The organism is Nocardia sp. NPDC004415 (assembly GCF_053602435.1).
This window is the reverse complement of record NZ_JBSGDP010000100.1, coordinates 1-11,156: the sequence shown is the minus strand read 5'-3', so window position 1 is coordinate 11,156 and position 11,156 is coordinate 1. Positions and strand designations below refer to the sequence as shown.

Genomic DNA, 11,156 nt, shown 5'->3' with positions numbered 1-11,156 from the left:
CGAACACCCAACGAAGTAGAGTCCGGCTGGTTCGAGCGGAATAGGGCAGCCTGAGAAGTCAAAGTCTCACTGTCCGAGAATCTTCCGGCCCCTCAACCTGCGCAGTTTCGTTCCACCAGTCGGCTGGTGGATCTACAACGGTCTCCACGACATCGCGCCCGCCCTGACCCAGCAGGCCATCGGGGACGAATTGTCGGAGGAGGTGTACGGGATGGGCGACACCAGACCGGGCGTCACCTATACCACTGTGGTGACCAAGTACGACCAGGTCGTCACCCCCTACGACCAGCAGTACTTGTCGGGGCCCGCGGTCACCAATATCACGCTGCAGGACGGATGCCCGAAGGATCAGTCCGAGCATCTGGCCACCATGTACAGCGAACGGGCGTGGCGATTCGTCCTCAACGCACTCTCCCCCGATACCAGCACCCCAGTGCCCTGCGTGGCGGTCAGCCCATACTTCCCCGGAGTGAGGTAGCACCGCCCCGGGCTGTCCATCCATGAGCTCTGGTGAGTGGTCCGCCGTTTGCGGTGCTGGCCCTCGGCCACGCGGCCAGGTTGATCGCTTCGTCGTTGCGGACGGCTTGATCGACTCGGCGCTCCGGATTTGCACTGGTCGGATCGGCCCGGTCACAATCTGGCGGTGTCCCGCCCGCACCGGCTCAGCCTGGAAACTCCGATCGTCAGCCGAACCGCAGCGCGAATAGCCGAGTTCGCCACCGAGCTGCTCGAGGCGAGCCTGGCCCAGGTCCCCGGCGCGGAGAAACTCCCGCCCGGCCATTTCGCCACCGACGTCACACCGGCCATCGTGGCGGTCGCGGGTTGTGTCCTGAGCGCGATCGACGAGCAGCGCGGTCTCGACACCGACGAGGTCGCCGCGCTGATCGTCCCAGTCATCGAACGCCAAGCCGAGGAACGCATTCCGCTACGAATTTCGCTGCTCGCCTTCTTCGGCGGGGCACGCCGAATGTGGGAAGAGCTGCGCGACGAAGCCCGGCCCGAAGACCTCGACGACGTCCTCGAATTCCTGGGTCTGCTCCTCGACCTCTTCGAACAGGTCAATATCTCCATGGCCGAAACCCACGCCGCAGTGGCCCAGTCGCTGTTCAGCGCCGAGCGTGAGGCCCGGCGCGACCTGTCGTCAGCGCTCCTGGAGGGAAAATCTGCCGACGAGCACGCCATCCGCGCCGGTATCCAGCTCGAAGACGCCTACGACCTGCTTTCCCTCCGTGTTCCGGCATCCACGCGAGAGGACAACGCGGTCACGCAGCGGCGTATGCGGATCGCCAGGGAGATGCTCGATGATCTGTCCGGCATGAGCCCGTTGTACACCTTCGACGGCGTGACCGGCCACGTTCTGCCCCCTCGAACGCCGAGGCCGGAGACTCCCCACGCTATGCGCGGGTGGCGACCCAACTCACCAGCAGCCTCGAGCTCCCGGTGATCGTCATCGAGCTCCACGACGTGCCCCGGGCCGACCTGCCAGGGGCGGTGGACTACATCGACGAGCTCGCCGAGCTCGCTCGACTTCTCGGCAAGCCCGCGGGGGCCTATATCCTCGACGACCTGATGCTCGAACATCAGCTGACCAGGCCTGGGCCCTCCCGCGACCGGCTGGTCGGCCGTCTCGAGCCCCTGCTCGAGCACCCGCATCTGCTCGAAGCTCTGCGCGCACATATTCGATACGGCGGGGACCGCAAACGCGCGGCCGAGGCGATCCACCTCCACCCCAACAGCCTCAGCTACCGGCTGCGCCGGGTCGCCGAATTGACCGGGTACGACACCTCGGCCCCCGACGGTTCCCGCCTGCTCGCCGCCGCGTTGCTCATCCACGACGCGCATCCCTCGTCGCCTCGATCTTCTACCTCGTAGGCGCCCGAGTCTCGCTCGCGGTGATCTGCGGTTGTCGCGGACGCTACGGGTGCGGACGGGTCGGAGACGCTCAGGCGCCGGGGCGCTCCGGGGATGCCGCAGCGGCGTCCCATTGCGCGCGAGCGGCGGCGAACAGGTTCACACAGACCGTCACGAGGTCGGCGGGGTCGTCGTGGCGACCGTCCATCAGCCAGTCGACCAGCAGGTGGTTGACGCCGCCGACCAGCGCGGTCGCGGTCAACCGTTGGCCTCGCGTCAGCGGGCGAGGGCTCTCGATCGCCCAGGTCGCCATCACGGTGTCGACGAAATCGCGCAGAACCCGGTGGCGGCGCTGCTCCATGTCCGGTGAAACACCGACGACCTCGATGAGCACGACCCGCGCGCGCCGCGGGTCACTGGTCAGGTAGCCGATGAAAGCCTCGAGCCCGGCCTCGGTGAGTGAATCGAGGGTGGAATCGGCCTGCCCGAGTGCGTCGATGGTCTTCGCGCGCATCGCCTCGGCCAGCTCGTCATAGAGGGCGGCCAGGCAGGACTCCTGGTTGGGGAACGATTCGTAGAAATACCGCTCGGTGACGCCGGCGCCGCGGCAGATCTGCTTGATCGACGCGGCCGCGTACCCAGAGGTGCCGTACTGCTCCAAGGCGGACTCGAGGATCGCCGCCCGACGTAGGCGCACTCGCTCCTCCGGCGCGACACCGGAGTACTTGCGGCTGGAGAGCTTCGGGCCGGAGGGTCCCGGGCGGGTCATTGGGGCCTTTCCTTTCTGCCGACGAGGTGCAATACTAGCTGAACATTTTCTGACAATCGCGATTGCCCAACATGCGATAGCGGTATCGAATCGACCCGAGGAAGGCGGCACTCGATGACAGAAACAACTCTGGCCGGGCGAATCGTGGCGGTCACCGGCGGCGCCCAGGGCATCGGGCGTGAGATCGCGCGCCAGCTCGCCGAGGCCGGCGCACAGGTCGCGATCGGCGACCGCGATGTCGAGGCCGCCGAAGCTACCGCGCAAGCATTGCCAGGACAGGTGCGCGCGTTCGCCCTCGATGTCACCGACACCGGGTCGTTCCGCCGGTTCCTCGCCGAAGTCACCGCCGCGTGGGGCCCGCTCGACGTGCTGGTCAACAACGCCGGTGTCATGTGGGTCGGAGCCTTCACCGACGAACCCGAGGCCGCGACAGAGCGCATGCTCGCGGTGAACCTGCACGGCGTCATCCGCGGTGTTCGCCTGGTCGCGCCCCAGATGCGCGACCGCGGCCACGGTCACATCGTCACCATCGCCTCGGCCGCCTCCAAACTGGCCCCGCCCGGAGAGTCCACCTACGCCGCCACCAAACACGCCGTCCTTGGCTACCTCACCGGCGTGCGCGAGGAACTGCGCGGCAGCGGCGTTCATGTGTCGGTGATCATGCCCGGCGTGGTCGACACCGAACTCGCGATCGGCACCGCCAGCGGCGCGACCGCGCCGTTGCAGCCAGCCGACGTCGCGGCCGCGGTCGTGCAGGTCCTGCGCCGCCCGCGCTTCGAGGTCACCCTCCCAGCCTCGATAGATCTGCTGGTCCGCGTCTCCGGACTGCTCCCGCAAGCGCTCCGCGACCGGCTACTGCGACGTACTGTGCCCAACCAGATCGAGGCCACACAGGATTCGAGCGCCCGCGCGGGCTACGAGCACCGCGCCCTGACCGAGACCACCGACCCGAAGGAGTCCTGATGACCAACCTCGAATCCGCCATTGTTCGTCCGATCCCGGAGTTCTCCGGCGTCCACGACATCTGGCCTCGCGGACGTCGGCTCGACGCCGTCCGGGAGGCGGCGCTGAGTTACCGGGAACGGTTCCTGCGCCAGGGGCAGGTGAAAGCGGTCAAGAGCTTCGACATCGCCGCCGCGCCGTATCCGGCGCAGTACGCGTTCCAGAACTACTCGGTCAACCTCAACCCGTTCATCTCGATCATCAACCGCATGTTCGTGATCCAGTTCGAGGGCTTCGACGGCAAGCTCAAGACCCTGGTGTGGGAACCCACCGTGGCCGCCGGGTCCGCGGAAGCCCCGTTCTACGGCCAGTTGCAGAACTTCGGGCGCCGCGTCGGCCTGGAATCGCTGTTCGTCAAGTACTACAACGACCCCGACCAGGTCCTGCCCCGCCTCGGGTTGACCAACGCCGACGTGGACTACATCAGCTTCGACCACCTCCACGTCCAGGATCCGCGCATGATCGTGGGCAGCAGCGAGCCCATCGACGGTGAGAGCGAACCACGCAAGCCGTTGTTCCCCAACGCCAAACTGCTCGTGCACCGCCGAGAGCTGGGCACCTTCGAATCCATGCACCCCATGCAGTGGGCCTGGTATGTCGACGGCGGTATGAACGGCGTTCCCGAGGACAAGCTCGAGATCTTCGACGGCGACGTCGAACTCGGCGTCGGAGTCAGCCTGCTGTGGACCCCCGGACACACCGACGGCAACCATTCCCTGGTCGTCAACACCCCTGACGGGGTGTGGGTGTCTTCGGAGAACGGCATGGCCGCCGACAGTTGGCAACCCGAACTGTCCAAGATCCCCGGCGTGCGCCGCACCGCGGAGTTCTACGGGCGCGAGGTCGTGCTCAACGCCAACACCCTTGAAGACTCCCTCGACCAGTACGACTCCATGGTGAAAGAGAAGACCCTCGCCTCCGCGTCGCCGCGGAACCCGCAGTGGCGCCAAATCATCCCGTCCTCCGAATGTGCGGACTGGAAGCGACAGTGGCCGGTCGTGCCGACCTTCAGCCACGGCGGCCTGGACTACGGCACCATCACCGTCGCCACGCGGTGAGCGTGACGACAGAGAGAACGAGGATCGATCGACATGGCTGATCTTATCGGCGCCGGCGATCACGTGGTGACCGTGCCGCGCTCCTTTGCAGCGCGGGCGACCATCTGGGCATCGCGGATCTTCGTCCGGCCGACACTGTGGCTGCTTCCGCTGCACACAGCGGCCGGGGTACTCGGCTACCGATTCACACAGGTCATCGCCTGCCGGATGTGGTTTCCTCCGGTGCTCCGGCACACCAAGGTGGATACCATAGGATCCCGTGGCAGGACTCTTGGAGAATGGGTAGGCGGGCAGCCTGAGTCCGGCGACCGGTTGATCTACTTCATCCACGGCAGTGGATACATCAGCTGTAGCCCGTGGACCCATCGCGGCCTGGTCTCGGAGCTGTCACGCCGACTGCGTCGACCCGTGTTCGCCGTGCGGTATCGGCTCGCGCCGAAGTACCGGTTCCCGGCCGCGCAAGACGACGTTCTCAACGGCTACCTGTGGTTGCTCGAACAAGGACACCGATCCCGGGACATCATCGTGATGGGCGATTCGGCCGGTGGCCACCTCGCCCTGGGGCTGTGTGCACAACTGCGCGAGCTCGGTGTCGAGCAACCCTGCGCGTTGGTCGGGTTCTCGAGCGTCGTCGACCCGACATGGCAACTGGCGCAAGCTCACAACAAGAAGGTGTGGGACCAGTTCATCTCGGGCCGCACCGGTCGGCGAATCATGCATACCTATCTGGTCGGGGCAGATTTCAGTGATCCGCGCCTGGATGTGCTCGGCACAGTCGGACCCGACCTGCCGCCGATGCTGTTACAGACGGGCGGTAGCGAGGTTCTGGCCTCGGATTCCGCCCACTACGCCGCGGCACTGCGCGAAGTGGGCGGACGATGCGAGCTCGAGGTGTGGTCGGGAATGTTCCATGTGTTCCAGATGGGCTATCCCCGGGTGGCCGAAGCACGCGGTGCTCTCGACAGCGTCGAACGGTTCGTCGAGGGCATCGACGCGAACGACGGGATCGCCGCCTGACGTGGCCACCACTTGGATCCAGTGCAAACGGTGCCATCGTTCCGGGAGGCCGGGTACGACAGCTGGCAAGTGAGTGGTGCGTGCGCGGGCATAGGTCAACGTCGTTGACGACGTTGCCATCCCGCCGTTCCTTCCTGGACTGAGGCCAGGGCACAACCTCAACGAGTACATCACCGACATCGGGTGGGCATAGCCGGTGCTGGACCAGATGTTCAACGGCGCACTGGCACACAGCACGTGCCGGACATGATTCGAGGATGCACGTCCGCTGCGTGCGCGACTGCAACACCGCCGCGCTCCTGGACGGGTAGCCATCGCATGCGCTCTACGGCCGCCACACCATCGGCGTTCGCCGACAACGCTGCCGGACACGACGGGTTCCTCTCTTGAGGCCGAGATTACTGCCCGCCCCGCGCGCACGCTGGACAAGACGGGTGCGACAGCGTCTACGGCGGCGTCAACCATCTCTTCGTGTATTGGTTGATGGAGGACGGGCACCATGATCCTGAACTCACCGCTACCCGCGCGTCCATGTTCACCGCCGCCTTCCAACGGCGTCAGGAGCAGTAGCGGACCGATCCCGACGAAGTGGTGACGCCGATGTCCGTTCTGATCGCCGACGACGACCCGATGGTCCGGGATGTAGTGCGTCGCTATCTCGAGCGCGACGGCCGCACGGTCGTCGAAGCCGCCGCTGGTCCCGCCGCACTGGCCGCCTTGGCGGCGCGTTGCGACGGTGGCGAGGTCCAACTTGCTGTGCTGGATGTGATGATGCCTGCCCCCGACGGCATCGACATCTGTCGTGCGGTGCGGTCCGGTCCGCGTCCGGACACTCCGATCATTCTGCTCACCGCGCTCGGCGACGAGGACGATCGGGTGCTCGGGCTGGAAGCGGGGGCCGACGACTATGTCGCCAAGCCGTTCAGCCCACGTGAACTGGTGCTGCGGGTGGCCTCGGTGCTACGGCGGTCACACACGGCGCATGAGTCCCGACGCGAGGTCCTCGGCGACGGCCCGGTCCAGGTCCGCCTGGACTCCCGATCGGTGTCGGTGGCCGGGCACGCGGTCGAGCTGACCGCCCGCGAGTTCGACCTACTGGTGTTCCTGCTGGAGAATCCCCAGCGGGTCTTCAGCCGCACCGAGTTGCTCGCCCTGGTGTGGGGTTGGGAATTCGGCGATCTGTCCACGGTCACCGTGCACATCAAGCGGCTGCGCGCCAAACTCGGCGACCGGCACCGAATCGAAACAGTATGGGGCCGTGGGTATGTCTGGGCTCGCGCCGATGCCTGAGGACGCCGGTGAGCTGATCATCTTGACCCTGGCATGCACAGTGCCGGTCGTGGTGATCGGCGCTCTCGTGCTGCGTGCCATCAGCAATCGTTCCCTGACGACGAGTATGGCTGTGCTGGTGCTGATTCCGACGCTGTCGGCGCTGGCAGGCATCGTCGGGGTCAGTGGGCTTATGTCCAACGGGCTGCGCCGGACCGCGATCGTGCTTGCCGTCGTAGCCGCGGTCACGGTACCCGCCGCGATCCTGCTCGGCCGCGAACAGGCACGAAAGACCGTGTGGGAAAAGCAGGTCCGGGAGCAGGAGCGAAGCGCGGAGCGTTCGCGCCGGGAACTGGTGGCCTGGGTCAGCCACGATCTGCGCACGCCGCTGGCCGGTATTCGGGCGATGGCCGAGGCGCTCTCGGACGGTGTGGTCAGCAGTCAGACCGACGTCGCCCGCTACGCCGATCAGATCGGGTGTCAGACCCATCGGCTCGCGGCGATGGTGGACGATCTGTTCGAGATGTCGAAGATCAGCGCGGGCGCGCTGCGGCTCGAGCTGGAGCCGGTGGACCTGCGTGAGCTGATCGACGAAGTGCTCGCCGCCAACCGGCCCAGTGCCGACCGCGCCCGCGTTGCGCTCGATGCCGAACAACCGCCGTCGCGGATCGAAGTAGCGGCCAGCGACCGCGCGCTCACCCGAGTGCTGACCAACCTCGTGTCGAACGCGATCGCCCACACCCCGCCCGGCGGTCAGGTCTGGATCTCCGCCGGGTCGCGCGAGGGCCACGCGTGGGCCAGGGTCGATGACACGGGGCCCGGAATTGCCGAAGCGGACCTCCCACGCGTCTTCGAGGTCGCCTATAGGGGCACCTCAGCGCGCTCGCCGGTCGCCGCGGCGGGTACGCCGACCGGCAGCGGTATGGGTCTGGCGATCGCGGCGGGCCTCATGGCGGCGCATCGGGGCGAGATCACGGTGGAGAATCGGGACCCGGGGTGTCGATTCGAGGTGCGGCTACCGCTGGTGGCGCACTGACCAGCCGCACCGGCTCGGGTTCGTCGGCAGGCGACGCCGCTCGCCGCCGTGCGCTCAACAGCATGCGGTCCAACAGCTGATCCCGCAGGATCAAAGTGTGGGCGAGGACTGCGCACATGTGCGCGGTGAATGCAACCAGTAGACCGGCTGCGAGAATGGTGTGTAGATTGCGCAATGCGTAATACAGGTGCGCATCGGTAGGTGTAATGGCCGGTATCCGGATGCCGCCGATCAGGCGAATCGGTGCGCCGGACGCCGAAGCGAGGGCCCAACCGGCGACTGGCTGGGCGATAAACAAGGCGTACATGGAATATTCGGAAGCCGCCGCGATTATCCGCTCGGGCCGGGCGATCGAATCCAGTTGACGGGGTGGTGTATCACGGAGGCGATTCGCGATTCTGATCAGCGCCAGCACAAGAATCGCAACGCCGACGGTCTGGTGCAGGATCAGAATACTGTGATAGTGGCCGAGCGAGCCGACCATGGCGGCACCGATAAACATCATCGCCACGATCAGTACGGCCATTATCCAGTGCAGGATCCGAGCGGTGATGCCGAACCTCGTCGGTGGTGTGGTCGGTGAATTCACGCTCGGCCCTCGGTTTCCACCGAGCCGCGGTTGTCCGGCTCGCCCGCCCGGCGACGGAAGGACTCGGCATAGACGGCCGATCGCGCCGAGAGCAACGGATCGTCGGACGGTGCGATGCCGTCGGGCAGTACCAGTGGGTCGAAATTCACCGTGCGGACGTTGTCCGATGTCTCGGTGGCGATACCGGTCAGTACCAGGGTGCCGACATCCACCGAAGGGCGCGTGCTCGGCCACGGCACGGAGGCGTCGTCGGTTCGGTCCTGTCCCCGAACGCCCTGCGTGACCATCATCGTCCAGCGGCACGGACTGTCCCGAATATCTGTCGTGAGCTGGGTGAACAGACTCGCGGAGCGGAGGCCGGGGCCAGGGGCCGCCACGGTTTCAGGGACCAATTTCCACCTGACCGGGATGGTCGTGCCACCCGGGTCGGTGAATTCAAACGCGTTCAGGCTGTGGAACGTGGTCGTGGCGAAGGTGGGAGCGGGAGCCACGGACTTCGCGACCTTCATGGCCGCTGCGGTGCGCGGATGCGTGGCGAGGTAGTCCGACACCCGCTGCTGGTTCGGTTTGCCGGTCGCCGGGTCCTTGGCGAAGGCCAGGCCGCGGTCGTGGAAGTCCTGTGGTGTCGGATCGAGGAAGACCGGCAAATTGATCATCGCCATCCGCCACTGCTCGCCTGCGGGAAGCCTGACCTGCAGACCGAGACCACGCACGATGCCCGGATCCTCGGCGATGTAGGGATCGCCACCCGACAACGAGAACCGCCCACGCACCGAGTACCTTCCCGTTCGGAAAACGGACGCGGCACACAATTTCGCACCATTCCCATTGCTTTCGAAATAGCCCTCGACGGCAACCCCCTTTGCGTGATTGCGGCGAAATCCAAAATGGGTGCCATGGATATCCTGGAGGCGATCCACGACTCGTCGCGCGGTGAGCCGTTCCGGTCCGATGAGGCTTTCGGTGAAGAGGAATCCGCCGATGGTCATTGCCCCGGTGCCCGCGACTGCCATCGCACCGAGGAGTGTTCGCCTGTCCACTGTAGACATCCGTTTCTGTGCTCGTCTTGTCATGCCTGACAACTCGCCCAGACTGTATTGGCCGAAGTCCGCGGATATCAATCGTTCCGCCGGTATCGCGGGGGCATGTCATGGATTGTTCATTCTTTCCCGGCCGCAGCTTGTGGCACTCTGGGAGGGTGAACTGTTCTGTGCCCGTCCACAACTGAAAGGCGCCACCATGGAGATCGTCAAACGCCCGGCGCCGCCGACCGGAGTCCGGCGCCTGCTGTTCCGGGCTCCGATCCATCTGTACCGACTCCGGCTAGGCTGGGTCTTCGGGGATCGGCTGCTCCTGTTGAACCATGTGGGACGTGTCTCGGGGAAGCGGCGCCAGGTCGTCCTCGAGATCGTCGAGCACGACCGGACTGACGGCAGTTATGTGGTGTGCTCTGGCTTCGGCCCCGAAGCCGCCTGGTACCAGAACATCCTCGCCGCGCCCGAGACCAGCATCCGTGTCGGTGTGCGCACGATCCCGGTCACCGCCGGTCCGCTCGGCACGGACGAAGGCGGCGACTTCATGGCCCGCTACGCCCCCCGCCATCCCGGTGCGGCCCGAAAGCTCGTGCGCTTCATGGGCTTTTCCACCGACGGCTCCCAGGAGGACTACCGCGAGGTCGGGCGGCACCTGCCCTTCGTCCGCCTGTCTCCGCGCTGAATCAGTCACCACCGCCGAGACTCTGCCTCGGCGAGCGCCGCAAGGCAGCGAAAAATGAGCTGGACGCGGCATATCCAATGGCGTGCGCTATGTGGGAGACGGACGGCTGCCGGCGAGGCGTGGCAGTGCGGCCTGGAGTCGTGCGTGAGCGTGTGGTGTGGCAGCCGCCGGTCCTGTGACCACACCGAAGGCGAAGGCCCCATCTGCGTGCCGATCGGACCAGATGGCTGCGGGGGCCGGATGGGAACTGGGAGTCGCCAGGGACAAATCGTCACCCGATAAGTAGGGAACACGATAGGATCGACACCGGCGAACCAGCATCGCTAGATCGTGTAGGAATGCGCGATGACCAGGCGTTTTCCGGTTGCCCATGTTTTGTGTGTCCTGCCGAGGAATCGAACCTGCGACGTCCCTCTGAAGCCGCTGGCGCGATCGTCATCGATCTGACCGCGGCGAAGTAGGCGTCTCAGCTCGGCGTTCGCATCCGGGGAATGAAAGAGCTGAGCGACATTGGGTTCCGCTCGGCGTCTACGTGTCACTGGCGCCTTACCATCTCGATGATCACTCGATCTTCGAGGACAGCGGCCCGCCGCGTAACCGTTCAAAGGCCGACGTAGACGGTCACTTCCTGACGCTCGAGCAGTGCCTTCCAGACTGTTCTCCGACGGGTTGGCGGACCCACCCGACGAAGATCACGCCGAACGGGCCACACAACATCATTGTGACCAGCACATACAGGCCCACCATACGGAAATGAGGTTCCCCCGCTAATCCGGAGAGCGGATTATCTGGTTCCAGCGGGAACCCGGTGATGATAGCCGGCTTCGTACTCGTCGGGCGATCGCCAGC

General features: G+C 65.8%; 12 protein-coding genes and 1 pseudogene. 9 read left to right on the top strand and 4 right to left on the bottom strand.

The features are described 5' to 3' along the window. Nucleotides 1-211: 211 nt before the first annotated feature. The 3 genes from ACWEMY_RS28420 (at nucleotide 212) to ACWEMY_RS28410 (ending at nucleotide 1,872) form a co-directional block, all read left to right on the top strand. Nucleotides 212-478 carry a hypothetical protein gene (locus tag ACWEMY_RS28420; RefSeq protein ID WP_452392492.1) on the top strand — a complete coding sequence of 89 codons (267 nt, stop codon included), beginning with the start codon at nucleotides 212-214 and terminating at the stop codon, nucleotides 476-478. 165 nt (nucleotides 479-643) lie between these two features. Next, nucleotides 644-1,444 (top strand): hypothetical protein, encoded by an 801-nt coding sequence (locus tag ACWEMY_RS28415; protein WP_452392491.1) that lies wholly within the window; start codon nucleotides 644-646, stop codon nucleotides 1,442-1,444. Beyond that, a complete protein-coding gene (locus ACWEMY_RS28410) occupies nucleotides 1,405-1,872 on the top strand; it encodes a PucR family transcriptional regulator (RefSeq protein ID WP_452392490.1) in 468 nt (155 codons plus the stop codon). The genes ACWEMY_RS28415 and ACWEMY_RS28410 overlap by 40 nt, the downstream gene beginning before the upstream one ends. Nucleotides 1,873-1,942: 70 nt before the next feature. Here the strand turns inward: ACWEMY_RS28410 and ACWEMY_RS28405 are convergent, their stop codons facing one another. Further along, a complete protein-coding gene (locus ACWEMY_RS28405; protein ID WP_452392489.1) occupies nucleotides 1,943-2,620 on the bottom strand; it encodes a TetR/AcrR family transcriptional regulator in 678 nt (225 codons plus the stop codon). Between the two features lie 114 nt (nucleotides 2,621-2,734). Between ACWEMY_RS28405 and ACWEMY_RS28400 the strand changes: the two genes are divergently transcribed. The 5 genes from ACWEMY_RS28400 (at nucleotide 2,735) to ACWEMY_RS28380 (ending at nucleotide 8,002) form a co-directional block, all read left to right on the top strand. Next, the gene (locus ACWEMY_RS28400) at nucleotides 2,735-3,583 is read left to right on the top strand and encodes an SDR family oxidoreductase (RefSeq protein WP_452392488.1); all 849 of its coding nucleotides are present in this window, start codon (nucleotides 2,735-2,737) and stop codon (nucleotides 3,581-3,583) included. Beyond that, nucleotides 3,583-4,680 carry a hypothetical protein gene (locus tag ACWEMY_RS28395; protein WP_452392487.1) on the top strand — a complete coding sequence of 366 codons (1,098 nt, stop codon included), beginning with the start codon at nucleotides 3,583-3,585 and terminating at the stop codon, nucleotides 4,678-4,680. Before ACWEMY_RS28400 ends, ACWEMY_RS28395 begins: the two co-directional genes overlap by 1 nt. A 33-nt stretch (nucleotides 4,681-4,713) precedes the next feature. After that, a complete protein-coding gene (locus tag ACWEMY_RS28390; protein WP_452392486.1) occupies nucleotides 4,714-5,697 on the top strand; it encodes an alpha/beta hydrolase in 984 nt (327 codons plus the stop codon). 600 nt (nucleotides 5,698-6,297) lie between these two features. After that, on the top strand, nucleotides 6,298-6,987 hold the full coding sequence (locus tag ACWEMY_RS28385; RefSeq protein ID WP_452392485.1) for a response regulator transcription factor: 690 nt from the start codon (nucleotides 6,298-6,300) through the stop codon (nucleotides 6,985-6,987). Then, nucleotides 6,980-8,002, top strand: a complete 1,023-nt coding sequence (locus tag ACWEMY_RS28380; protein ID WP_452392484.1) for a sensor histidine kinase — start codon at nucleotides 6,980-6,982, stop codon at nucleotides 8,000-8,002. The genes ACWEMY_RS28385 and ACWEMY_RS28380 overlap by 8 nt, the downstream gene beginning before the upstream one ends. Nucleotides 8,003-8,060: 58 nt before the next feature. Here ACWEMY_RS28380 and ACWEMY_RS28375 read toward each other — a convergent pair. Further along, nucleotides 8,061-8,591: pseudogene (locus tag ACWEMY_RS28375) on the bottom strand (cytochrome b); the annotation flags it as partial. Beyond that, nucleotides 8,588-9,604 (bottom strand): catalase family peroxidase, encoded by a 1,017-nt coding sequence (locus ACWEMY_RS28370; protein WP_452392483.1) that lies wholly within the window; start codon nucleotides 9,602-9,604, stop codon nucleotides 8,588-8,590. The gene ACWEMY_RS28370 and the pseudogene ACWEMY_RS28375, both read right to left, overlap by 4 nt. A 226-nt stretch (nucleotides 9,605-9,830) precedes the next feature. On the opposite strand from ACWEMY_RS28370, the gene ACWEMY_RS28365 reads away from it, so the two are divergent. Further along, nucleotides 9,831-10,307: a nitroreductase family deazaflavin-dependent oxidoreductase gene (locus ACWEMY_RS28365; RefSeq protein ID WP_452392482.1), complete on the top strand. Its 477-nt coding sequence runs from the start codon at nucleotides 9,831-9,833 to the stop codon at nucleotides 10,305-10,307. A 621-nt stretch (nucleotides 10,308-10,928) separates the two neighbouring features. On the opposite strand, the gene ACWEMY_RS28360 is transcribed toward ACWEMY_RS28365, so the two are convergent. Then, nucleotides 10,929-11,156 (bottom strand): hypothetical protein (locus ACWEMY_RS28360; protein ID WP_452392481.1); only part of this gene is annotated, 228 nt, incomplete at its 5' end.